Here is a 22,918-nt window from a genome sequence, read left to right on the forward strand (position 1 = left end):
CACATGCTTATCGGAAACCAGCCACACACCAACAGGAGTCTTTAAAATGAACAATGTCGTTAATTTTGAAAGTCGGGCCGCCCAGATCAACAGCGCGATCGACGCCGACGTCGATGCGATTGTTTCGCAGCCGAGCTTCAATCTTCCCAAGTCGAATACGGCGCTCGTCCGATCCTATGTCGATAAGATCCAGGGGACCTACGATGTCGAGCGCGCCAAGCGCGATACCGACAATGCGATCGATCTCCTCTACATAGCCTACAACACCACGCCGCAGGAGGAGGACAAGATTCGTAATCGCATCACCGCGATCATGAACGGGTTGATTGCTTCGCAGCAGAAAAGCGAAATAGTCATGAGAAGAGCGATCGATACGGCCAGCCGCATCGGCGAGTCCATCGCCTTTCTTTTCCCGGACTGGCTCGATGTCAAGGAGGGGAATGATCAAGCCGAGGTCAAGGCGTTCGTCTCCAACAAACTGATAAAATTGGCAGAACGTATCCGCGATAAAGCACTGGGGGTGCGTAACGACCTCGTTTCCCTTGCCGAGACCTATGACGCCATCATCTACGACATAACGCAAGCCACGAGTATGAGCGAAACGGCTTTGAGCCGGCGTCTCGAAGACAAGGCGGTGATGGAGCGGGAGATCCGGGAGGCCGATGCTCGGCGCGAGCAGCTTGAATCGCTCGTGAAGGAACTGACGGCGGAGGTCGCGGAATTCGAAAAGAAAGCCAGCGAATATGAAAAACGGGCCAATACGGCAGAAGACCGCGCTTTTATCATGTCGATCGTCCGCGTCGGGGCGCAGATGATTTCAGGCGTCGTTCCCGCCATCGCCATGGTCGCAGGTGGCCCAGCCTCCATGCTGGCCTCTTCCGTTGGTGGTGCGCTTTCGGGACAGTCCAAGGATGGTCAGGGCGCTGATGGGCGGGGGCAGGGTGGCGGCTCCCGCACGCCGACGGGCGACGACAAGGCGGATGCGGCCGCAACGCAGAGCAAACTTTCCGAGCAGAAAGCCGAATTGCGCAAAAGTGAGGAAAAACGCGACGCCTTGAAGACGGATATCAAAGTGCTGCAGGACAACAGGTCGGCGCTGGCGAAGGACGCCGAGGGTGCGGATCCGAAATCGAGCAAAGCGGTCGAGCTTGCCGAACTCGATAAACGCCTGACCGCGCGCGCTGCGGAACTGAAGGCGCAGGAGGAAAAGATTGCAGGTCAGCAGACGCTGATTTCCAGCCTGCAGGCTTCGCTCGACGCGCTCGACAAGGGACTGGGCAAGCTTACCGATGAGCAGCAGCAGCAAGCGGCGAGCCTGCGTGAAATCCAGATGCAGATGATCGACAAGGCGGAGGCATATCAGAAGGAACGCCGCACCCAGACCGCTGAGCTCATAAAGATCAATGCGCTCCTGAAAGGAAAACAGGCCGAGGACGACAAGATCAAGCTTGCGGTTCAATCGCTCAATGTCAGCATCACGGCGCTGAAACGCATGAAGGAAATCATCCAGGAAGTCGCCTTCTTCTTCAAAAGCTTCGCCGATTTCATGCAGGCGGTTGCAGATGATGCCGAGCACCAGATCAAGGCTATCGACAATGTTGCCGAAGTGGAGGTCATTCGCAAGAACCGCTTCGCCCAACTCGTTCGCTCCGTCGACGAGTTCTTCGTCAGGCAGACCGCCCAGTGGCATGCGGTGGTGATCGTCTCTGACCTGTTCAATCGCAGCTTTGCGGACGGATGGTCGATGCTCAACAAGCTGCAGGGCACCTATATCCCTAGCGGCGCGCTGCCGGGCTATCTGGCAGGGATCGCGGAAAAGGTCTCGGCCATCGTCGCCGAACGTGAGGCCGCCGCGGACGCAAAAATCGCGTCGTTGCAGGCCTATCGTCAGGATCTGGGCAAAACCGCCTGATCCCGTGGGAGCCTGCCGCTCCTGTCCCGGCCCGGCAGGAAGCGTTTCCATGGTCCCGGCCGAACACGTCCCCCCGGGCATGGGATCATGGGCAATGTCCTGCCGGCGCAGATGCCGGCAGGACGGCCGCCGAAACTTCCATATTCACCAAATCAACGACAGGCATCCGGCCGCCATCGAAGCGCCCCATGCCACGTCATTTTCAGAAAGGAGAAGACCATGCCGACAATCAACAACCCTCCCATTTTGGTGCCTCAGGACACCCCCGCCTGGTGCTTTGCCGCCGTCGAGCAGATGGTGCGGGCCTATTACGGGCTTCCCGCGGCCACCCAATACGAGATTGCAAGGCGCAACACCGAAGCGCTTGCGACCGTCGATCCGCAGGTTCAGGAACGCTGGGAGCTGGCGCAGGTTCTGGATCAATCCGCCGGCATCGATGAACAGGGCGGCGCTAATGCGAACAGCAATGTCGTCAAGCTGGTTTCCAGCCAGTGGAACGCCTTCGATCACACCACGACGGGCGGCCACTTCGTCAATGGCCTGACGGCCGATATCGTCAGACACGAGATCGATAACAACCGCGTCTTCGTGATCGGAACGGAGTACCACTATTACCTCGTCTACGGCTACACCGTGAACGGCAAGGATCTCGAACTTCATATCCTCGATCCATGGCCGGCCGGGCGGGGCGGAGCCAGAACCCGCATCGGCCTGCAGGAATTTCTGGGCATGCCGGCCCGCGTCGCCATCGCCTTCGGTTAAGCCGGCAAGCCGACCGCATTCCCCTCGATTGCCGGAGATATCCGGCACCCAATCAACCCACAGATCCCACCATGCGATCCCGCACGTCTACGTCCGGGACCAGGTGGCTCATGTCCAAAAAAGGAGACACACATGCCAATTCTCAGCAATTTCGTGGTCAAGCATATCCGGCCCTTTGGTGAAGCGGGCTATGATGCTTTCGGCAATGCGCAGACCATCGAATTCCTCTCGAGCCTCGGGCTCAGCACGGGGGATATCGCCAATATCTTCGCCGCATGGCGCCTGGCGGCCCTGGCCGATCCCGTCGGTGAGAGCAATCTTCTCGTTGCGGCAGCGAATGCGCTGGCGCAGGCCCGATGGGAGTACCTGTATGAGACCCAGATGAGCACGGTGCTTTTCCTCGACGATGTTCAGCTCGAATCCCTCAGCCATCTCGAGCCCGGGGCGAACCGCAACTTTTCGTGGCGATCCCCGACCCCCATTGCCGCCGCGGTGACTATTCACAACGGCAGTAACAGGCATCACATCATCTGGGAGGCAACGGGCTTTTCCGGCGGCACGGATGAAAATGGCTGGATTTCGCACTTCGCCGACCTGTTGCCGACCGAGCGATAGGCCCTTCGCCGGATAATCGCCAAACGACGCCGGAACGTTATCGCAACGTTCCGGCGTCAACGCCGTCAGTCCCTTCATATGCCTGTCATAATGGTATCTGATACCGAAACCGTCTTGAGGCTGATATGTGTTGACGACTAGCCGTTGCACGCAGGGAGTTCTTTGGTGAAATCGTCAACGCGAAGCATGGAGACCGAAGTGCACGGCCAGAGACACGGCACGCCCGGCGAGGTTTTCGCAGCCTTCCTGAAGCTTGGCGTCACCTCCTTCGGCGGTCCCATCGCCCATCTCGGTTATTTTCGCGATGAGCTGGTCGTGCGGCGCAAATGGATCGACGAGGCTGGTTATGCCGATCTCGTGGCGCTGTGCCAGTTTCTTCCCGGCCCGGCCTCCAGTCAGGTGGGGTTTGCGCTCGGGCTGCTGCGGGCAGGCCCGCTCGGCGCGCTGGCGGCCTGGACGGCGTTTACCCTGCCATCCGCCATTCTCCTTCTTTTCTTCGCCATGGTTGCCGCCTCCATCGAAGGGCCGGTCGGCACCGGCCTCCTGCATGGGCTGAAAATCGTCGCCGTCGCCGTCGTGGCGCAGGCGGTCTGGGGCATGGCAAAAAGCCTTGCGCCGGATCGTGAGCGGGCCAGCATCGCGCTTGCCGGCATCGTCTGCGTCGTGTTTGTCGCCGGCGCCTTCGGGCAGATCCTGGCGCTTGCCGTCGGCGCGCTCGCCGGGCTTGTCTTCTGCCGCGCCGATGCCGCGCGACAGGCCACCCATCTCGCCTTCCGGGTGCCGAAAAGCGCCGGATACATTGCGCTCGCCACCTTTGCCCTGCTTCTTGGCTTCCTGCCGCTGCTTGCGGCGGTCGCGGCGTCACAGGGACTCTCCTTGTTCGATGCCTTTTATCGCGCCGGTGCGCTCGTCTTCGGCGGCGGCCATGTGGTGTTGCCGCTGCTGCAATCGGAAGTCGTCGCCACGGGGTGGGTCACGGAGGATGCCTTCATCGCCGGTTATGGCGCAACCCAGGCCGTGCCCGGTCCGCTCTTCACTTTCGCCGCCTATCTCGGTGCGGTGGTGGGGCCGCAGCCAAACGGCGTTGCAGGTGCGGCGATCGCCCTTGTCGCGATCTTCCTGCCCGGCATGTTGCTGCTCGTCGGCGCACTGCCTTTCTGGGAAGGGTTCCGCAAACACCTTCTGGCACAGGCCGCCATGCGCGGCGCAAATGCCGCCGTCGTCGGCATTCTGGGTGCAGCGCTTTATGATCCGGTCTGGACAAGCGCCATCTTCACCCCGAAGGATTTCACCCTGGCGCTCACTGGCTTCATCCTGTTGACGACCTGGAAAACCCCGCCATGGGCCGTGGTGGTCCTCTGCGCGGGCGGCGGCGTTCTGCTCACCCTGACATAAGCCTTATCCCGCAGCGCCGATGCTGTCGAACATCCAGTCGGAAAAGGCCTGCATGGCGGGGGTGGGCGGTTTCGATTGCAGCCGGGTCAGCCAATAGCTCCCGAGCGAAATGGTAACCGGAAAAGGCTGGATGATCGCGCCGGAGGCCAGATGCCGCGAAAACATCGATGGCGGCGCCAGCGCCACGCCCAGCCCCTGCAGGGCGGCCTCCATCATTCCCAGAGACGTATCGAAAACAATGCCGGCATTCACCTGCGCCGCAGGCGTCACGCCGGCCGCGGCAAACCAGTTGCTCCATTCATCTGCCCTGTAGCTGCGCAGCAGCGTCGCTTCCATCAGATCAGCGGGCGTTTTCAGCGTCTCCGCCAGTTTCGGCGTGCAGAGCGGGGAGAGAGGCGCCTCGAATAAACGAAAGGCATCCGTGCCATGCCAGGACCCCTGGCCGAAACGAATGGCGAAATCCAGCCCTTCAGCGGCCATATCCACCCGGTTATTATTGGTGGAAACCCTGACATCGATGAAGGGGTGCTGCTTCTGAAAGGCATTCAGGCGGGGCAGCAGCCAGCCCACCGCAAAGGTTCCCACGACACCCAGAAACAGCAATTCGCGCACCTGCCCGGCCTCGATCCGGTCGAGCGTCGTCGCCATCTGGTCGAAGGAGCTGGTCACCGTCGGCAGCAGGGCCTCGCCTTCGGCGGTAATCTTCAGGCCGCGTGGAAGCCGCTGAAAAAGCGAAACGCCAAGCCGCTTTTCCAGCCCTTTCACCTGCTGGCTCACAGCCGCCTGCGTCACACACAATTCGATGGCCGCGCGGGTGAAGCTCAGGTGCCGCGCCGATGCCTCAAAAGCCCGTAAGCCGTTCAGGGGAAGAAATTGCCGAACCATTCAAGACCTAGATTTTCTTGTGTCTCCTCCGAGATATCATGATTTGTTCGTGCAATGTAGCCCGGTTAAACGTCTTTCGCTGGGGACGGCCCACGGGCTGAAAATCCACCCAAGGTTTTGGAGAACGCGAAAGATGAAACTTAATCGCAGACACGTCGCACTGGCCGCATTGCTCTCGACGAGCCTGTTCACGCAGACCTTCGCCGCAGATGATGCGAAGCTGAAGGCGATAACGGATGCCGCGATCAAACCGGTCATGGAGAAAAACGGCATTCCGGGCCTTGCCGTTGGTATCAGTGTCGATGGTGAAAGCCACATCTTCACCTATGGCGTCATGTCCAAAAGCTCGGGCCAGCCGGTGACGGCGCAGACGCTTTTCGAACTCGGCTCCATCTCCAAGACTTTCACGGTCACCCTCAGCACCTATGCCGAGATGAATGGCCAGCTTTCGCTCTCCGGCAAGGCGGAAGATTATCTTCCCTCCATGAAGGGCAAGCCCTTCGGTGATGTCACGCTGATGCAACTCGGCACCCACACCGCCGGCGGTTTTCCGTTGCAGGTGCCGGATAACGTCAAGACGGAACAGCAGTTGCTGACCTACCTCAAGGCCTGGAAACCCTCATACAAGCCCGGAACACACAGAACTTATGCCAATCCCAGCATCGGAATGCTCGGATACATCACCGCAAAGGCCATGGGCCAAAGCTTCGATGACGCCATGAAAGATACCCTCTTTCCCGCTCTGGGCTTGAAGAACACCTTTACCGTGGTGCCTGAGGCAAAGATGGCCGATTACGCGCAGGGCTACAAGCGAACGGGCGAGCCCGTCCGCGTGACACCCGCCGTTCTCTCTTCGGAAGCCTACGGCGTCAAATCGACAGCGGAAGATATGATCCGTTTCGTCAATGCGAATATGGGACTGGAAAAGCTGGACGGAAAAATCCAGCAGGCGCTCACCAACACCCATACGGGATATTTCAGCGTCGGCGCAATGACGCAGGACATGGTCTGGGAGCAATATGCCCATCCCGCACCGCTGAAGACATTGCGAGAGCTGAATTCCGGTGCCCTGCTCAAGACTGTTCCGGTTTCCGAAATCTCACCGCCCATGAAACCGCGCCAGGATGTCTTCATCAACAAGACCGGCTCCACCAATGGTTTTGGCGCTTATGTGGCGTTCATACCAAAGCAGAAATTGGGCATCGTCATTCTGGCCAATAAAAACTACCCCAATGAGGAGCGGGTTTCGGCGGCCTATGAGATTCTGACGGCGCTTGAAAAAGCGCGCTAATACCGTCGATCTGGTATCTTTTTTGACCGGCGCGGGAGCTGATTGTTCCGCGCCGGAATGCGTAACAGTGGGAAACGGTCCGTTGCCGATGACAGGTGCAGCCGATCGCGCTAACGGAGAAAAGATGCATCGGCTGCCGATTCGATCTCCGGAGGCGGGCGCAAATCATAAAAAGCAAATCTTTTGCGCGGCGACGAACTGAAACCGGAAAATCCGGGAAGCGCGTGCCGGCTGTTTCCTGGGGGGACGACATGAGTGATACCGGTGGTTATTTTCCGCGCTGGCGACTGAAAACCGAAGGGCTCATCCTGCCCGATGAGCGTCTGCCTGCGGGGCAGACCGCGGTGCTCGGTCTTCAGCATGTCGTGGCGATGTTCGGGTCGACGGTTCTTGCACCACTGATCATGGGGTTTGATCCGAACGTCTCTATCCTGTTTTCGGGCATCTCGACACTGATCTTCTTCATCGCCGTTGGCGGACGTGTCCCGAGCTATCTTGGCTCTTCCTTTGCGTTCATCGGACCGGTGCTCGTGGCAACGGGGGCGGCCGCGGGTGCGGCGAGTCCTGATATCGCGCTGGCGCTCGGCGGCATCATCGCCGCCGGTGTGCTTTATGCCCTGATCGGCGTCATCGTCATGATCGCCGGCCATGACTGGATCGAAAAGCTGATGCCGCCGGTTCTGACCGGCGCGATTGTAGCGGCAATTGGTCTCGTTCTCGCACCCATTGCGATTGCAAGCGCTTCCGGCTCCGGCCCGGGCAATCCCGACGGCGACCAGCTGTCGCGCTGGATTGCGATCCTGACTGTCACATCGGTCGGCGCGATTGCTGTCTACGCGCCCGGCATGGCGCGCCGCTTGCCCATTCTTCTCGGCGGCGCGATTGCCTATATCGCTTATCTCGTGGTGGCGAACGGCCTCGGTCTCGGCAAACCGGTCGATTTTGCAGGCGTTGCGGCCGCATCGTGGTTCGGTCTGCCGACATTCACCGCGCCGGTATTTTCCGGCTCCGCGATTGCGCTGATTGCTCCGGTCGTCGTCATCCTCGTGGCGGAAAATCTCGGGCATATCAAGGCGATAGGCGCGATGACCGGGCAGAACCTCGATCGTTATCTCGGTCGCGCCTTTATCGGTGACGGCATTGCGACGATGTTCTCAGGCGCCTTCGGTGGAACCGGCATGACGACCTATGCCGAAAACATGGGTGTCATGGCGATAACCCGCATTTTTTCGACGCTCGTCTTCGTCGTAGCTGCACTGGTGGCCATCATTCTCGGCTTTTCGCCGAAATTCGGTGCGCTCATTCAGACCATTCCCGGACCGGTCATCGGTGGCCTTTCCGTCGTGGTCTTCGGCCTCATCGCGGCGACAGCTGGGCGGATCTGGGTTGAAAACAGGGTCGATTTTTCCGAGCCGCGCAACCTCATCACCGTGGGTATCGCGCTGGTGCTGGGCGCCGGCAACTTCAAGCTCAATGTCGCGGGCTTCACGCTCGATGGCATCGGCACGGCAACAATCGGAGCGATTGCCTTTTACCACCTGCTGGGCCTTGGCAGACGGGCGTCGGGCAAGTGATGCCTGCCACCTGAACATCCACCATGTTTGGAAGCAGCATCGGTTTTCCCGGTGCTGCCATCTTCACCGCATCTGATCCTGACGACAGGCGTGAGGCGGACGCCCGCCTGCCGGTTATTCGATCGTCGCGTAGTCCATGGCTCTAAGATCGTCGAGCAGGCCCGGTCCAGTCGGTATCCAACCGAGTTTCTCCCGGGTGAGCGCGCTGGAGGCCGTAAGATCCATGGCGGCGAACAGGGCAAACCAGCCGAAATGGCCGGCGGCGTCCTCTTTGCCTATGGAAACGAGCGGCAGCCCAAGCCTCTCGGCAACTATCCCGGCAATATCGCGCACCATAACGCCTTCTTCCGCCACGGCATTATAGCGAGCACCCCGCTCGGCCCGAAGGAGCGCCATCACGTAGAGCTTCGCCACATCGTCCACATGCCCGGCTGACCAGCGATTGCCGCCGTCCTCGACATAAGCGACGATGCCTTTTTCGCGCGACATCTCGATATAGGGCGAGATGAGGCCCTGTTTTACCGTGTCATGCACCTGCGGGAGCCGGACGACGCCGAGATTGACGCCCGCCTGCAATTGCTCCTGGCCCGCGAGTTCCGAGGCGACGCGCGGATTGAAATGATGCGTATCGAACACATCCTCCCGGGCGGGTTCGCCATTGCCGAGGTCACCCATGCCGACCCCTGAGGTGATGAGCATCGGCCTGTCGGAACCAGCCAATACGGCACCGAGCGCCGCGATCACCCGGCGATCCTTTTCGCAATTGGCGGCGAAATTCGCGAAATCATGGTCGAAAGCCGTATGGATGACGGCATCGGCAGTCTCTGCGCCCCCGGCGAGTCTGGCCGCATCTTCCAGCGTTGCGATGTGGGCGGAAGCTCCAGCGGCCTGCAGCGCTTTTGCGCCTGCCTCCGAGCGGGTGAGGCCGATCACCTCATGGCCGTCGATGAGCAGTTCACGAAGAATCCGGGAGCCGATGAACCCGGTGGCACCTGTCAGAAAAACACGCATACAAAATCTCCCGCGTTGACGGGGAGGGTGATCTCATGAAGAATTGTCCTGTTAAAGTAGTGACTTTATCATGGTATAATTATCAACAGGCTGCGACGAGGAATGCAATGACGGAGAATGCACTTAGCACCTTCCTGCGCGATCGCCGCCTGCGGCTTGATCCTGCAACGTTTGGTTTTCCCATCGGCCGCCGCCGCACACCCGGTCTGCGCCGGGAGGAGGTCGCCCAGCGTGCTAACATAAGTCCGACCTGGTATACGTGGCTGGAGCAGGGTCGCGGCGGTTCGCCCTCGGCGGATGTGCTGGATCGTATCGCCAAAGGACTGATGTTGACCGATCCCGAGCGCGACCACCTGCATATATTGGCCTTCGGACATCCGCCCGAGCAGCATTATCGCCAGCCCGAGACGATAACGCCCCGTCTTCAGGGCGTGCTTGACGCGTTGCCCTTCAGCCCCGCGATCATCAGAACGGCGACATGGGACGTTCTGGCATGGAACCGGGCCGCCGCCGTCATCCTCACGGATTACAGCAAACTGGCGAGGGAGAACCGCAACATTCTGCGTCTGATTTTCTCCGATGAACGGGTGCGCACTGCCCAAGAGGACTGGCGCAATGTCGCCCGCTACGTGGTCGGCGCGTTCCGGGCAGATGCCGCGCGCGCCGGCGCTGGCGCCGGCATCCAGCAACTTGTCGATGAGCTCTCGGCCGCCAGCTCCGAATTCAAGGCCATGTGGGATGACAACGAGGTCACAAGCATGCACGAGGGCCTCAAGCGCCTACACCATCCGGTTCTGGGAACAATCGAACTGGAGTTTTCATGCTTTGCGGTGGAGGGACGCTCGGATCTCAACATGATGGTCTATAATCCCGCCAACCCTGAAATGAGCGAGCGATTTCGCTCGCTGATTGCAAAATCCGGATGCCCCCCCTGCGCTTAGCCTTAGGCACAAGCTCCCGGACGACAATGACGCCGGGCGGACCTGATTTTGACCCGTCGTCAGATCGCGGTCTCGGCAAGCCTCCGGCCATAGGCGGCAATTGATTTGCCCACCGGCAGGCGGGTTTTCTGATATCGTGAAAGGGCTGCAGGCAGGTCGTCCGTCTGTCGCAGGGCGTCGCGTAGTGCCATTGCGTCGCCCGCGGCCTTGGAAACGCCCATTGCGGTGTGAGGGCGAACCACAAAGGCGGAATCCCCGACCAGCACCATATGTGGCGACACCATCTGTTCAGCCTCATAGTCAAAAATGCCCTGGATCGATGGGGTTTCCTCGGCTCCCACCGCAAGAGCCAGTTGCGGCGGCAGAAGGGAAAACGCGTCCCTGCGCAGTTGCTCGCGGCGCTGTTCCGCCAGCTCACCCCGGGGGAGCGAATACTCGAAATGCCTGCCGTCGCGGCCGGCGAAGGTGCGGGGCAGCTCGTCAGCCGGTGTGGGGCGATACCACACCCAGTTGTAACGGCGCTGTCCCTGTTGTGTCTCACCCTTTGGGCCCGGCACGAGGTAACCCAAAACATGAATTCCGGGTGCGATATAAAAAGCGAAGCGGTCGAGCAGCAGGGATGCATCGGCCGGCAATTTGGTTTCCCGGATCAGTCCGCGCCAGGCGACGTAACCCGCAAAGGCGTTTTCTGAATGGCGATTAACCGCCTTGCGGATGACCGAACCCAGGCCATCCGCGCCGATCACCAGATCGGCGCGGTCTTCCGTGCCGTCGGTGAAGGATAGTGTCACTCCATCATGGCCTTCCCGAACCGCGTTGATATGGTGTCCGAGACGATAGGTATCGGCAAGGAGGCGGGAGGATACGCGCTCGAAGAGATAGTCCCATGAAATCTGCATCTGCGGCGTCTTCTGGCGCTGGGCGACGTGGCCGCCGGCGTCGAGGTAGATGCGCTCCTTCGCAACCACACCGACATGGGAGACGTCTTCGCAGCCGATCTGGTCTAGAACCTCGAATAATTCCTGCTGTGGCACCAGTCCTGCACCACGCCCTGCGAGGCCGGATGCAGAGCGTTCGTAGATTTTCACATCGTGCCCGTCCTGCTGAAGCAATATCGCCGTGAAGAGACCGGCAAGCGAGCCGCCGGCGATCCGGATCGTCAATGGTTTCATGGCTGTTCCTGACTTTCGATACTGGTTTTGCGTTGCGTCCTGTCTTCGAAGACCTGCGGATCGGGTATGCCGAAACGCCGGTCAAAGGGTAGGCAGGATGTTCAGCCCGGCATGATCGCCGGCTGGTTTGCGGGAAACTTCGCCACATCCTCGATGCTGACGTTGAGGTGCTGGGCTACGAGCGCCGGCGGGGTGTGGGTCAGCCAGGACGATAGGCTGACCTCCTGGTATTCGGCGGTCTTGAAGACCGCGACGAATTGCAGGTCGGTCTTGCCGGTATTTTCGATGATGTGGCCCTGGCTCCTCTTCACGTAGCCAATGTCGCCAGCACGGAAATCCGCGGTCTGGCTGCGTGGCCCCGCGTCGAACACGGTCATCCGGCCTTCACCCTTGATCCAGTATTGCCATTCGTCCGCGTTGGGGTGCCAGTGCATTTCGCGCACCCCGCCGGGCTTGATCGTTTCGATGGCGGCGGCGATGGTTTTGGACACGGTAAAGGCGCTGCTGTCGGCGAGGCGAATGACGCCGGCAGCGTTTTCCTTCAGTGGCTTTGATGCCGCGAGCTTATAGGTGAACGGAAACGGGGGAAGCCCCGCGCCGGCAACGGCTTCCTGATCCCGGGAGAGCGGTCCCGGCTCCTTGCCCTGGAATATCCAGAGGTTTTGCAGTGGAATGTTCCGGAACACGTCCGGCGCGACGCCGAAATTCTTGGCCAGCAGCTCGGGAGAGGTGTGCGCCAACCAGTCGGTGAGAAGCAGGGTGCCATATTCGGACTGGTCGCCTTCGTCGAACACGATGACGAATTCGCAACCGTCGGGACCAAGTCCCTGCAGCGAATGGGGGTAACCGGCCGGAAAATACCAGAGATCACCGGCCTCCACATCCTGCACATAAGCGCGGCCCTGCGTATCGAGCACCGTGATGCGGCAACGCCCGTTGGTCATGATCGCCCATTCTGCGGCGCGGTGCCAGTGCATCTCACGAATGCCGCCCGGTCCGAGCCGCATGTTGACGCCGGACACGGCATCCGAAATCGCGAAGTCCGACTTGGTCACCTGACGTGCCCAGCCGCCATTCTGGATACGTTTGGCGGCATTGTTGAACGAGCCCCAGAAAAGCTGCATGTCGCCGACATCGGTCGCCGGTGGGCTCTGGAAAGACGGAAACTGGTTGTTGATCGCAGGGTTCTTCGGGCCGGGATCGCTGAGGCCGGCGGCATTGGCATTAATTGCTCCCTCGGCGGGCTGATCGGGATTGCCGAAAGATGCTGCTCCGGCCGCGCTTGCGGCAAGGGCGGTGCCGCCGACGGCGCCGATTGCGAGGACTGCGCGTCTGGTCAACGTTTCCATTTCAGAACTCCTTGTTCATAGCGAGTTGGGATGAGGTGTCGATTGTGTGGGTCTGTGATGCGAGTTGGAGCAAGGCGATGCGGTCGATCAGCTCGGCATTGAAGAGGCGGTGTTGGAGCTGACAGAAGGCTTTTGGATCCAGCGTGTCGTGCCGGTCCGTTTTCCGGGCGGCACGGGTGGCGACGCAGGATGTGTCGTCGGTGGCCGCTACAGTATCTTTGCCTTCGGTTGCATCGCCGGCGGCCGCGACAGGCGCGGAATGTCCGTAAGGCCTGTCGATCGTCAGCGGTGTGAGGATGCGGAAGGCGCTGGTTGATGCGACGTCTTCGGAGGCCGCGAGCGCCGGCTCGCTATCCCTGATCGGGAATACATTTCCTCCGAACAAGGCGACCACACCCAGAACCAACATTGCTGCGACTTTGAGGTGACGCCGTCTTTGCGCGTCGGCATTCTTGCTGATGGAGGTCATGCCCTGCTCCTGAAATGGGTGGTGGTGTCGTCGGGAGCGTCCCGGAAGGGAGGCGCTTGACTGGAGCAAAGGTTACGGCGGAGAGGCGGGGCCGGCATCTATACAGAGGTCTAGTTCGTATAGCGGAACGTCTTGGCGGCGAAACAATCCAGGAAATGGCGCTCGCCCAACGACAACGCATGCCCGGACGCAGGCGACGGAGCATGAAATAGCGACGGATTTCACTGGGGAAAGATTGTCGTCAGGATTGCGCGTTGAGCACGGATTGCAGGCATCCGATCAGACTGACGATATTGACTGGCTTGCCGAGAAAGGCCAATGCGCCGCCGTTCAAAGCCGCGTTCCGGGTGCGCTCGTCCTGATAGGAGGTGACGAAGATCATGGGTGGATGGTCGCCGCGCCGGTTCAGCTCGCTCTGCAACTCGATGCCGGAAAGACCGGGCATTTTCACGTCCACGACGATGCAGTCGATGCCCGCCTGCTGCTTCGATTCCAGGAATTCTTCGGCAGAAGCAAACAGGCGGCATTCGTAACCAAAGGACATGATCAGATCATCCATGGCTTCGCGAATGGCGGGATCGTCGTCGACGACAGCAATGACGGGAACGGGGGGCAATGAAAGCGACCTTTTCTGTTTTTCTTTCTTCTCTATGCGCCCATGCCGCTATCAAAGATACCATACTAAGATACAGGTGGCCGCAGCTTCTCGCCGATCAACTCCGCTTTGCGCACGAGATCGGCGAGGGATTTCGCCTCCATCTTGCGCATGACATTACCCCGATGCAGCTTCACGGTGACCTCGCTTATGCCGAGCTCGTAGGCGATCTGCTTGTTCATCAGGCCGCGGACAACCGCGCCCATGACCTCGCGTTCCCTTGGCGTCAGCTGCTCGGCAAGGGAGGTGACGGCGTCGTTCTGGGCGCTTTCGCGGCGTCGCGACGCATCCCGCTCCATCGCGGCCGCGACGGCGTCGAGAATGTCCTGCTCCTTGAAGGGCTTGGTCAGAAAATCCACGGCGCCCGCCTTCATCGCCCGCACGCTCATCGGAATATCGCCGAAGCCGGTCATGAAAATGATCGGCATCCGGTTGCCGACGCGTTCCAGCTGCATCTGGAAATCCAGGCCGCTTATGCCCGGAAGCCGCACATCAAGCAGCAGGCAGCCAGGCCGGTTCAGATTGGCTTTTTCAAGAAAGGCGGCAGCGCTGTCGAAAGCTTCGGCATCGAACTTCATGGAGCGGAAAAGATCGGTGAGCGCCTCGCGCATCGACACATCGTCGTCGACGATGAACACGATGGGTGACGGCGGCTCCTTTGTCGTCTTGCGTTGCTCAGGCATGTTCCATCTCCTGGCTGATCGGCATGGAAATGGTAAAGACCGCCCCGCCGAGAGGATGATTGTCACCGGTAAGCCTGCCGCCCCGTGCTTCCAGTGTCGTGCGGCAGATGGAAAGCCCCATGCCCATTCCCGTTTCCTTGGTCGTGAAAAACGGCGAAAACAGCTTTTCCTTCATCTGCGCCGGGAAACCCGGTCCATTGTCGTGAACCGCAATATGAATATTGTCCCTGTCTTCACGTTCCTTCCGCACCGTGATGGTGCGATTGCCGGTGCCCGCCTCGTCCATGGCCTGAATGGCGTTTGTGAGAAGATTGATGAGGACCTGCTGCAATTCGATCCTGACGGCTGTTATCGGCGGCGTTACCGCTTTTTCCACATGCACCGTGGTCTTGCTGCGTTCCAGCTCATGTTCGAGAAGGCTTAGCGTTTCATCGATGAACTCATCGAGGTCGAAGGTTTCCACCTTGCCGCTCGTATGGGCGAGCAGGCTGCGCGTGTTCTGGATTATTTCACTAGCGCGCTGCCCGTCGCGGATCATGCGTTCGGCCGAGCGGCGGGCGGCGGCGAGATCCGGTGGATCGCGATCGAGCCAGCGCAGCAATGTCTGCGCATTGACGATGATGGCGCCAAGCGGCTGGTTCAGCTCGTGGGAGAGCGATGCGGACATGGCTCCGACGGCCGCCGCCTTCGAGGCCTTTGTCAATTCCGCCTGAGCTTCAGCCAGCGCCTTCAGCGCCATTTCGCGCTGGGTGATATCCACCATGCTGACCACCACACGATTGAAGGAGGCCGCCTCCGCGGGGAAACTGATTGAAAGAAGCACCAGCTTGTCTTCGCCGCTGTCGGTGCGCACCACCACCTTGTCTTCAAAGACACCCTGATTGTCGATGATCGCCTGCAGTACATCGACGAACTTGCCGGACGAAGACACGACCGATCGCTGGAGGGTGCCGCGGATAGAGGAATCGTAACCCAGCATCTCCTTTCCGGCTTCATTCGATGCAACGACCGTGATGAGATCGATGCATTGCTGCGTAAAACCCGGATTGGCGCGGGCATGGGCCCGCATGTCGGTGATGCCCCGTTGCTTGAGGCCCATCAGCAGGGCGTGAAGCTTCGAATAGTCGCGTTCCCAAAGTGCGACGCGCGTACGATCGAAAATGGAGCGATAACGCTCCTCGCTTTCCTTCAGCGCCGCATTGACGGACAACATCGCCAGCCGGGCGGTCTCGGTTTTCAAAAGCAGCACGGTCGTGACGGCAAGTGCCGCAAGGGCGACGACCAACCGAAGCGCCGACTGGAAATCCGCATCCTGCGCGTGGGTCGCTGCATAGGACAGGAGGGAAAGAATGGCGCAGGCGCAGGAGATCACGATCAGTCCCGACCAGCTTACAGTCTGCGCGGCCAAAAGGACCGTGATGACATAAAGCACCGCGATCGCGCCTTCTATGTCGGTATAGGTATCAACGTAAAATACCGCGGCCGCCAGCGCCAGCGCCCCAAGACCAAAAGCCAGATGGTGCGCTCCACCTTCCGGTTCGCGCGCGCGAAACATCCTTGACGCAATCGACATTGTTCCCCCGATGCGATTTTTGCCGACAATACGGTTTTTTCAGCACAACCTGACCTATACATAGGTCTTGGTTGCCACCGTCGTCGAAACATCAGGATAGCGGTAAAACGGCACGGCGATATATCGAAAAATCCGCACATATGGCCGGTCATCCACAGGCCATGCCTGATGGCCCGAGGTGACGTCCAGCCCAAACGGTGGGGAAAAGAGCGTGCAACGACCGCTGCGTTGCGCGTCGGGCTTCGGCCGTCAGGCGGCTGCTGGACTCACCGTGATCGGGACACCCTTGTAGGAAGGCGTTCCGGAAAGGCGGTCATAATGGCCGAGCGCCACCACCGCATTCATCTCCGGATAATAGCCTGCGGCCGATCCCTTCGGGATATTGTATTCGACGGCGGTGAAACCCTGAACGAGGTGTCGGCCCTCATTTTCCGGGCCGATGCCGTGAATATCGATGCGATCACCATCCTTCAGGCCGCGCGCGGCAAGGTCGTGCCGGTTCATGAAGATAATGTCCCTTCGGCCGAAGACGCCGCGATAACGGTCATCCATGCCATAGATCGTCGTATTGTACTGATCGTGACTGCGGATCGTGGTCAGCACGAGGGCCTCCGGATTGGAGATGAGCGGGTCTTCTTCAAGTCCTGTGGCGACAAGGAAATTGGCCCTGCCGCTCTGCGTGTTCCAACGGCGGAAGGAGGCCGCGACATCAAGGCGAAAACCGCCCTTTACCCGAACCCGGCTGTTGAAATCCCTGAAATCTGCAAAGACCTCTTCGATCTTGTCACGGATTCGGTCGTAATCGGCAATCAGCCAGTCCCAATCAATTCCGTGACGGTTTCCGACGGTCGCCTTGGCGATGCCGGCGATGATGGCGGGCTCTGACCTCACCAGTTCCCCTGGTGGATTGAGGAAACCGCGAGAGGCATGCACCATCGACATCGAATCCTCGACTGTTACAGCCTGCGGTCCTGACGCCTGAGTATCCAGATCGGTGCGTCCAAGGCAAGGCAGGATCAGCGATGTCTTTGCTGTCAAAAGATGAGAGCGGTTGAGCTTCGTAGCAATATGAACGGCCAGATCGAGGTTGCGCATGCCCTCGAAGGTCGCGCCTGTATCCGACATGGCGACAGCGAGATTGCCGCCGAGGCAGATAAGTGCGCGGGATTTGCCGGCGATGATTGCCTCCACGGCTTCTATCGCGTTGTGACCCTTCTCCGCAGATGGGCGGAAACCGAAAGCGCGTTCCATGCCGTCCAACAGCGCCTTGTTCGGGATTTCGGTAATGCCGACGGTACGGTCTCCCTGAACGTTGGAATGGCCGCGAATGGGCGCTATTCCCGCGCCGGGGCGACCCATATTTCCACGCAGCAGCAGGAGATTGGCGATCTGCTGTACGTTGCTGGTACCCTTGGCGTGCTGGGTTATGCCCATGCCGTAACAGATGATGACGTTAGAAGCGTTCACATAAATCCTCGCAACACTCTCTATAGCCTCCTTCGTCAGCCCGCTGACTGAGCAGATCATATCCCAGGACGTCGCGTCGATATCGGCGCGAAGCGCGTCGAGGCCTGCGGTATGTTCCTCGATGAAAGCCCGGTCGAGTACGCCGCCGCGGTCCGCCTGAAGGCTCTCCGCATCGAGTTCGAACACCGCCTTCATAATGCCCTTGAGGGCGGCGAGATCGCCTCCGGTGCGAAGCTGGTGATAGGCGGAGGCGATCGGCGTCGAAGAGAGCGTCGCCATCTCGATCGGGTCCTGCGGCGCGGCGAACCGTTCGAGCGCGCGTTCCTTCAGCGGATTGAACACGACGATCGGCACGCCGCGTTTTGCGGCATTATGCAGCGTCGTCATCATGCGGGGATGGTTGGTGCCGGGATTGTGGCCGAAGCTGAAGATCGCATCGGCATGATCGAAATCCTCCAGCGTCACCGTGCCTTTGCCGACACCGATGGATTTCGGAAGGCCGACGCTGGTGGCTTCATGGCACATGTTGGAACAGTCAGGGAAATTGTTCGTGCCATAGGCGCGTACGAAAAGCTGGTAGAGAAACGCAGCCTCATTGGATGCCCGGCCGGACGTGTAGAACTCAGCCTTGTCGGGGTCGTCAAGCTTGTTGAGTTCCCGTGCGATCAGGCTGAAGGCATCGTCCCAGGCGATCGGTTCATAGCGGTCCTTTTCGGAATTGTAATGCAGGGGAAGGGTTAGCCGGCCGGCATCCTCAAGCTTGTGATCGGTCCATTGCCACAGTTCGGAAACCGTATGCTGCGCGAAAAATTCGGGTCCGGATCGTTTCGCCGTCGATTCCCAGGTGATTGCCTTGGCGCCGTTTTCACAGAACTCGAACGATGAGGTGTGTTTGGGGTCGGGCCAGGCGCAGCCGGGACAGTCGAAACCTTCGGGCTTATTGGCCTTGAGGAGCGTCATCGTGCCCTGTGCGACGATCTGCTGATGCGCGAGCGTTTTCGCGACAGCTTTCAACGCATCCCAGCCGCCAGCGGGATGATCGTATTTTTCAATACCTTCCGGCCGCTCTTCTGCCATGTCGGAGTTCCTTCGATTTTGCAGATTGACGATTGTCGTGCTCGCTGACGCTAGCGCAACTGCGGATGAGTAAACATCATACTCAGGCATAGGTTGCCTGCTTCCTGGAGGGCGGAACGAAAAAGGCCGCCTCCTGCGGCGGGGGGCGGCCTTGGCGGATCGGGAGGAGATCCGCGGCTCCGGGAGAGGGGATACCGGAGTTCATGGCTTCTGCGAGCCAATCGCCCGGGGCGGGGCGACAGGCAAAAACTATCCCGGGTGGGAACCCGCCGAAACTACACTTAGGTATCGGGTGGACTGTACCACCAGCCGATTTCTCCCGGGCCATTCTTCTTTCTATCCTCGGTGCCGATCAGACAGCCGCAACAGGGGCGCTCAACACCGGGCGGTCGATTGCAAAAGGAGAACGATCATGGACATGACCACAGTTGCCAGCAACCGCAAGCTTCCGCTCGCAACGCCGACTGACCTCGGTGCCGAAGCGAGCCGCGACATCGCCGCCGCATTGACCGCCCTGCTGGCGGACGTCTTCACGCTCTACATCAAGACCAAGAATTTCCACTGGCATGTTTCCGGCCCGCATTTTCGTGATTATCACATGCTGCTGGACGAACAGGGAGCGCAGATATTCGCGATGACCGACGACATTGCTGAAAGGGCGCGCAAGGTCGGCGGCACCACCATCCGTTCCATCGGTCATATCGGCCGTCTCCAGCGTCTCCTTGATAATGATGCCGACTTCGTCACCTCGGAGGACATGCTCGCCGAACTGCGCGAGGACAACAAGCAGCTGACCGCCATCCTGCGACAAACGCACAACCTCACCTCCGACCTCAACGATCACGCCACCACCAGCCTGATCGAAAACTGGATCGACGAGACCGAGCGCCGCACATGGTTCCTGTTCGAAACCACCCGTCGCTCCCGCTGAAGCCAGGCAGGAAACCGACATGACCGACGATCCAATTGCGCTGGCGCTTTCGAGACGACGTCTTCTCGTGGCCGGTGCCGCGCTTTCCGCTGCGATGGCAATGCCATCAACAGCCTTTTCAAAATCCACCCCATCCCGCAACGAAGGAGCATTTCCTATGACCGAATCATTCGTAAAGACCAAGGACAGCGTCCATATCTATTTCAAGGATTGGGGTCCGAAGGATGCTCAGCCCATCGTGTTCCATCACGGCTGGCCGCTATCCTCCGACGACTGGGATGCCCAGATGCTGTTCTTCGTAAACAACGGTTACCGCGTCGTGGCCCATGACCGTCGCGGCCACGGCCGCTCCCAGCAGGTGAGCGACGGTCACGACATGGATCATTATGCCGCCGATGCATCCGCCGTTGCCGAACATCTCGATCTCAGGAACGCTGTTCATATCGGACACTCGACTGGCGGTGGTGAGGTCGCGCGTTACGTCGCAAAATTCGGCGAACCGCAGGGCCGTGTCGCCAAGGCCGTTCTTGTCTCCGCCGTTCCGCCACTGATGCTGAAGACGCCTTCCAATCCCGGCGGGCTGCCGATCGAAGTCTTCGACAGCTTCCGCAAGGGTGTGGCCGAAAACCGCGCCCAGTTCTTCCTCGACGTGCCGACCGGCCCGTTTTACGGCTTCAATCGTCCGGATGCCAAAGTCTTTCCCGGTGTTATCCAGAACTGGTGGCGTCAGGGTATGATGGGCAGCGCCAAGGCCCATTACGACGGCGTCAAGGCCTTCTCGGAAACCGATCAGACGGAAGACCTGAAGGCGATCACGGTGCCGACGCTCGTTCTCCACGGCGATGACGACCAGGTCGTGCCGATCGCAGATTCTGCCGAATTGTCGGTCAAATTGCTGAAGAATGGCACGCTGAAGGTGTATAAGGGCTATCCGCACGGCATGCTGACAACTCATGCCGACATCATCAATCCGGATCTGCTGGCCTTCGTGAAGAGCTGATCACCGGTAAAGGGTCGCCGTCGGAAAAAGCGGATGGCGACCAATTCCCGCGCGGAAGGAGATTCCGATGCCGTTCAAACCATCTTATGAAGACCTTGCCCTTCGTGACGGCATCGCCAGCCTGCCCGAGATGGAGGATATCCAACTGGAGCTTCCTCTGTCGCAGCAGGCCGAGGCGGAAAATCGCGTCGATGCGAAGCCGGATCCTTCGAACAACGAAACGAAATTTCAGGTCTGATCGATGTGATTGCCGTCCTCGACCGTAGCTTATTGTATCAGCAACCAGACAGGCTACATCGAGGTACCGTTTTCGGTTTCGATGGAAAACTCTCGACACAATGCTTCTCCATCAAGTGGCGCAATATCGTTATTCATGATGGAGATCCGAGATGACCAACGCCGTGTCGCTTCTGTCGATCCGCAGGGTTTTGAATGAGTTCTGCGCAGAGAACCGCCTGCCGATCGGCTGCTCGATAGCCGTCGACGCCGCAAAATACCTGATCGGGATCGCCTCCACGGACGCCGTGTCCGGATCGATGCTGCGATCTGCGCTGGATCAGTGGATGGCGGAACGTATCGCGGTTGCGGCCTGAAATCTCCTGGCCTCAGATACGGAAAAAGCCGTTCCTCGACTGGTGTCGAGCGACGGCTTTTTGGGTGCAGAAACGCCCAAGCTTTAAATCGGAGAGCAACGAGGATGTGGTGAAGCGCGGTCCGGGAACCGCGCTTCCAGAATGACGTCTCTCAGCGCAGTTTTCTGAAAGCGTCACGAAGCTCGCTCGAGAAAATCCCGGGCTGCTCCCACGCGGCGAAATGTCCGCCATGATCGACCTGATGATAATAGGTCAGCGATGGATAGGCCTGCCTGCTCCAGCTCTCCGGCGCTTGGTAGATTTCCTTCGTGAAGACGGTGATGCCGACGGGGATCTTGATGTCCTTGGTCTTCTGGGCGTCCGCGCTGAAGTTGTTGTTGTTGTTTTCCCAATAGAAGCGCGCGCCGGACGCGCCGCTGTTGGTCAACCAGTAGAGAGTGATGTCGTTAAGCATTTCATCCCTGGAAAGCACGCTTTCGGGCTCGCCATTGCTGTCGCTCCACTGCGCGAATTTCTCGTAGATGAAAGATGCAAGACCGACAGGTGAATCCGACAAGGAATAACCGATCGTCTGCGGTCTTGTGACCATCATTGCGCCATAGGCAGCGTTCCTGCCGAAAAACTCCTTGAGCGAGTCATAGGCATTTCGTTCCGGCGCAGACAGGTCCGCAGGGGCCGGATCACCGCTGTTGATGCCCTTCATGAGCGCGCCGGGAACGGTGGCCGGCATATTGAGATGGATGCCGAGCAGACCCTTTGGCGCCTGCCGGGCAAGCGCATCGGAAATGACCGAACCATGATCGCCGCCCTGGGAAACATAGCGCGTGTAGCCGAGGCGCTTCACGAGGGTGTCCCAGGCCCGCGCAACACGGTCCGGTCCCCAGCCCAGATCGGTCGGATGGCCTGAAAAACCGTAGCCGGGGATGGAGGGGATGATCACGTCGAACGCGTCTTCGGCTTTGCCGCCATAAACGGTCGGGTCCGTCAACGGGCCGATGACTTTTGTGAACTCGAAGATTGAACCGGGCCAGCCGTGGGTGAGGATGACAGGCAGGGCGTTGGGATGGCGTGAGCGAACATGAATGAAGTGGATGTCGACGCCGTCGATTCTGGTGATGAACTGCGGCAAGGCGTTGAGTTCTTTCTCGGCGTTTCGCCAGTCATAGTCGCTGCCCCAGTATCGGACGAGATCCTGAACCCGCGCCAGCTGGATGCCCTGGGAAATATCGCCAACGGTTTCCTTATCCGGCCAGCGCGCATTCCTGATCCTCGCCTTGAGGTCGTCAATCTGTGACTGATCGACATGAACCTGGAACGGCCGAATGCTGTCGTCGGCAGAGGCTGTTTCGGATTGGGGTGGTTTGACAGGCTCAACTGCCAAGGCAGGAGCGAAGGCCATCAACACGGCCATTGCAGACCCAAAGACAATCGCGGTGCTGTGTCCGCCTTTTGCAGGGTGAAGGACATCGGTCATATTTCTCTCCATATCGATGTGTTCCGCGACCATTTCGCGTCCGGAACAGGTAGATGTTGATCGTATCCCGGCTGTTTCTTTCGACCTGC

At 59.6% G+C, this 22,918-nt stretch carries 21 protein-coding genes; 11 read left to right on the top strand and 10 right to left on the bottom strand.

All coding sequences use genetic code 11. The features are described 5' to 3' along the window. Positions 1–46 precede the first annotated feature (46 nt). The 4 genes from EM858_RS18110 (at position 47) to chrA (ending at position 4,684) form a co-directional block, all read left to right on the top strand. Complete coding sequence (locus EM858_RS18110) at positions 47–1,912, top strand: tyrosyl-tRNA deacylase (RefSeq protein ID WP_127757531.1); 1,866 nt, start codon at positions 47–49, stop codon at positions 1,910–1,912. Between the two features lie 219 nt (positions 1,913–2,131). Further along, positions 2,132–2,674 carry a hypothetical protein gene (locus tag EM858_RS18115; RefSeq protein ID WP_127757532.1) on the top strand — a complete coding sequence of 181 codons (543 nt, stop codon included), beginning with the start codon at positions 2,132–2,134 and terminating at the stop codon, positions 2,672–2,674. 132 nt (positions 2,675–2,806) lie between these two features. Continuing rightward, positions 2,807–3,289 (top strand): hypothetical protein, encoded by a 483-nt coding sequence (locus tag EM858_RS18120; protein ID WP_080820861.1) that lies wholly within the window; start codon positions 2,807–2,809, stop codon positions 3,287–3,289. Between the two features lie 186 nt (positions 3,290–3,475). Then, complete coding sequence (gene chrA, locus EM858_RS18125) at positions 3,476–4,684, top strand: chromate efflux transporter (protein WP_127757555.1); 1,209 nt, start codon at positions 3,476–3,478, stop codon at positions 4,682–4,684. A gap of 3 nt (positions 4,685–4,687) precedes the next feature. On the opposite strand, the gene EM858_RS18130 is transcribed toward chrA, so the two are convergent. Then, entirely contained in the window at positions 4,688–5,569 is an 882-nt protein-coding gene (locus EM858_RS18130) for a LysR substrate-binding domain-containing protein (RefSeq protein ID WP_127757533.1), read from the bottom strand. A 133-nt stretch (positions 5,570–5,702) separates the two neighbouring features. Here EM858_RS18130 and ampC point away from each other — a divergent pair, with 133 nt between their 5' ends. Both ampC and EM858_RS18140 read left to right on the top strand, forming a co-directional pair. Then, on the top strand, positions 5,703–6,860 hold the full coding sequence (gene ampC / locus EM858_RS18135; RefSeq protein ID WP_080820864.1) for a class C beta-lactamase: 1,158 nt from the start codon (positions 5,703–5,705) through the stop codon (positions 6,858–6,860). Positions 6,861–7,111: 251 nt separating this feature from the next. Continuing rightward, entirely contained in the window at positions 7,112–8,434 is a 1,323-nt protein-coding gene (locus EM858_RS18140) for a solute carrier family 23 protein (RefSeq protein ID WP_127757534.1), read from the top strand. A gap of 114 nt (positions 8,435–8,548) precedes the next feature. Here the strand turns inward: EM858_RS18140 and EM858_RS18145 are convergent, their stop codons facing one another. After that, a complete protein-coding gene (locus tag EM858_RS18145; protein ID WP_080820865.1) occupies positions 8,549–9,445 on the bottom strand; it encodes an SDR family oxidoreductase in 897 nt (298 codons plus the stop codon). A gap of 107 nt (positions 9,446–9,552) precedes the next feature. On the opposite strand from EM858_RS18145, the gene EM858_RS18150 reads away from it, so the two are divergent. After that, on the top strand, positions 9,553–10,386 hold the full coding sequence (locus tag EM858_RS18150) for a helix-turn-helix transcriptional regulator (protein ID WP_127757535.1): 834 nt from the start codon (positions 9,553–9,555) through the stop codon (positions 10,384–10,386). 59 nt (positions 10,387–10,445) lie between these two features. Here EM858_RS18150 and EM858_RS18155 read toward each other — a convergent pair whose 3' ends face one another. From EM858_RS18155 to EM858_RS18185, 7 genes are all read right to left on the bottom strand, one after another. After that, positions 10,446–11,558: an FAD binding domain-containing protein gene (locus tag EM858_RS18155; RefSeq protein ID WP_080820866.1), complete on the bottom strand. Its 1,113-nt coding sequence runs from the start codon at positions 11,556–11,558 to the stop codon at positions 10,446–10,448. Between the two features lie 101 nt (positions 11,559–11,659). After that, entirely contained in the window at positions 11,660–12,907 is a 1,248-nt protein-coding gene (locus EM858_RS18160; protein ID WP_127757536.1) for an oxalate decarboxylase family bicupin, read from the bottom strand. A 1-nt stretch (position 12,908) separates the two neighbouring features. After that, positions 12,909–13,376 (bottom strand): hypothetical protein, encoded by a 468-nt coding sequence (locus EM858_RS18165; protein WP_080820868.1) that lies wholly within the window; start codon positions 13,374–13,376, stop codon positions 12,909–12,911. 241 nt (positions 13,377–13,617) lie between these two features. Beyond that, positions 13,618–13,992 carry a response regulator gene (locus tag EM858_RS18170; RefSeq protein ID WP_080820869.1) on the bottom strand — a complete coding sequence of 125 codons (375 nt, stop codon included), beginning with the start codon at positions 13,990–13,992 and terminating at the stop codon, positions 13,618–13,620. 65 nt (positions 13,993–14,057) lie between these two features. Further along, a complete protein-coding gene (locus EM858_RS18175) occupies positions 14,058–14,714 on the bottom strand; it encodes a response regulator transcription factor (protein ID WP_080820870.1) in 657 nt (218 codons plus the stop codon). Beyond that, positions 14,707–16,287, bottom strand: coding sequence for an ATP-binding protein (locus EM858_RS18180; RefSeq protein ID WP_080820871.1), 1,581 nt, complete (start codon positions 16,285–16,287; stop codon positions 14,707–14,709). Before EM858_RS18180 ends, EM858_RS18175 begins: the two co-directional genes overlap by 8 nt. A 249-nt stretch (positions 16,288–16,536) precedes the next feature. Next, positions 16,537–18,831, bottom strand: a complete 2,295-nt coding sequence (locus EM858_RS18185; protein WP_080820872.1) for an FdhF/YdeP family oxidoreductase — start codon at positions 18,829–18,831, stop codon at positions 16,537–16,539. A gap of 412 nt (positions 18,832–19,243) precedes the next feature. Here EM858_RS18185 and EM858_RS18190 point away from each other — a divergent pair, with 412 nt between their 5' ends. The 4 genes from EM858_RS18190 (at position 19,244) to EM858_RS18200 (ending at position 21,355) form a co-directional block, all read left to right on the top strand. Beyond that, entirely contained in the window at positions 19,244–19,762 is a 519-nt protein-coding gene (locus EM858_RS18190) for a Dps family protein (RefSeq protein ID WP_080820873.1), read from the top strand. Positions 19,763–19,781: 19 nt separating this feature from the next. Further along, positions 19,782–20,762, top strand: coding sequence for an alpha/beta hydrolase (locus EM858_RS18195; RefSeq protein WP_080820874.1), 981 nt, complete (start codon positions 19,782–19,784; stop codon positions 20,760–20,762). A 67-nt stretch (positions 20,763–20,829) separates the two neighbouring features. Continuing rightward, positions 20,830–21,000, top strand: coding sequence for a hypothetical protein (locus tag EM858_RS27190; RefSeq protein ID WP_162934162.1), 171 nt, complete (start codon positions 20,830–20,832; stop codon positions 20,998–21,000). 151 nt (positions 21,001–21,151) lie between these two features. Beyond that, entirely contained in the window at positions 21,152–21,355 is a 204-nt protein-coding gene (locus tag EM858_RS18200; RefSeq protein ID WP_080820875.1) for a hypothetical protein, read from the top strand. A gap of 151 nt (positions 21,356–21,506) precedes the next feature. Here EM858_RS18200 and EM858_RS18205 read toward each other — a convergent pair whose 3' ends face one another. Beyond that, positions 21,507–22,829, bottom strand: coding sequence for an epoxide hydrolase family protein (locus EM858_RS18205; RefSeq protein ID WP_080821091.1), 1,323 nt, complete (start codon positions 22,827–22,829; stop codon positions 21,507–21,509). Between the last annotated feature and the right edge of the window lie 89 nt (positions 22,830–22,918).

Origin of the sequence: Agrobacterium sp. CNPSo 2736 (assembly GCF_004005385.1) — a bacterium.
Classification (GTDB): Bacteria; Pseudomonadota; Alphaproteobacteria; order Rhizobiales; family Rhizobiaceae; genus Agrobacterium; species Agrobacterium leguminum.

Excerpts from the sequence above, each read along its gene's own strand:
- EM858_RS18180 (WP_080820871.1), bottom strand. The coding sequence starts at position 16,287 with ATGTCGATTGCGTCAAGGATGTTTCGCGCGCGCGAACCGGAAGGTGGA.
- EM858_RS18120 (WP_080820861.1), top strand. The coding sequence starts at position 2,807 with ATGCCAATTCTCAGCAATTTCGTGGTCAAGCATATCCGGCCCTTTGGT.
- EM858_RS18150 (WP_127757535.1), top strand. The coding sequence starts at position 9,553 with ATGACGGAGAATGCACTTAGCACCTTCCTGCGCGATCGCCGCCTGCGG.
- EM858_RS18205 (WP_080821091.1), bottom strand. The coding sequence starts at position 22,829 with ATGACCGATGTCCTTCACCCTGCAAAAGGCGGACACAGCACCGCGATT.
- EM858_RS18155 (WP_080820866.1), bottom strand. The coding sequence starts at position 11,558 with ATGAAACCATTGACGATCCGGATCGCCGGCGGCTCGCTTGCCGGTCTC.
- EM858_RS18165 (WP_080820868.1), bottom strand. The coding sequence starts at position 13,376 with ATGACCTCCATCAGCAAGAATGCCGACGCGCAAAGACGGCGTCACCTC.
- EM858_RS18185 (WP_080820872.1), bottom strand. The coding sequence starts at position 18,831 with ATGGCAGAAGAGCGGCCGGAAGGTATTGAAAAATACGATCATCCCGCT.
- EM858_RS18160 (WP_127757536.1), bottom strand. The coding sequence starts at position 12,907 with ATGGAAACGTTGACCAGACGCGCAGTCCTCGCAATCGGCGCCGTCGGC.
- EM858_RS18130 (WP_127757533.1), bottom strand. The coding sequence starts at position 5,569 with ATGGTTCGGCAATTTCTTCCCCTGAACGGCTTACGGGCTTTTGAGGCA.
- ampC (WP_080820864.1), top strand. The coding sequence starts at position 5,703 with ATGAAACTTAATCGCAGACACGTCGCACTGGCCGCATTGCTCTCGACG.
- EM858_RS18145 (WP_080820865.1), bottom strand. The coding sequence starts at position 9,445 with ATGCGTGTTTTTCTGACAGGTGCCACCGGGTTCATCGGCTCCCGGATT.
- EM858_RS18195 (WP_080820874.1), top strand. The coding sequence starts at position 19,782 with ATGACCGACGATCCAATTGCGCTGGCGCTTTCGAGACGACGTCTTCTC.
- EM858_RS18110 (WP_127757531.1), top strand. The coding sequence starts at position 47 with ATGAACAATGTCGTTAATTTTGAAAGTCGGGCCGCCCAGATCAACAGC.
- EM858_RS27190 (WP_162934162.1), top strand. The coding sequence starts at position 20,830 with ATGCCGTTCAAACCATCTTATGAAGACCTTGCCCTTCGTGACGGCATC.
- chrA (WP_127757555.1), top strand. The coding sequence starts at position 3,476 with ATGGAGACCGAAGTGCACGGCCAGAGACACGGCACGCCCGGCGAGGTT.
- EM858_RS18140 (WP_127757534.1), top strand. The coding sequence starts at position 7,112 with ATGAGTGATACCGGTGGTTATTTTCCGCGCTGGCGACTGAAAACCGAA.
- EM858_RS18200 (WP_080820875.1), top strand. The coding sequence starts at position 21,152 with ATGACCAACGCCGTGTCGCTTCTGTCGATCCGCAGGGTTTTGAATGAG.
- EM858_RS18190 (WP_080820873.1), top strand. The coding sequence starts at position 19,244 with ATGGACATGACCACAGTTGCCAGCAACCGCAAGCTTCCGCTCGCAACG.
- EM858_RS18175 (WP_080820870.1), bottom strand. The coding sequence starts at position 14,714 with ATGCCTGAGCAACGCAAGACGACAAAGGAGCCGCCGTCACCCATCGTG.
- EM858_RS18115 (WP_127757532.1), top strand. The coding sequence starts at position 2,132 with ATGCCGACAATCAACAACCCTCCCATTTTGGTGCCTCAGGACACCCCC.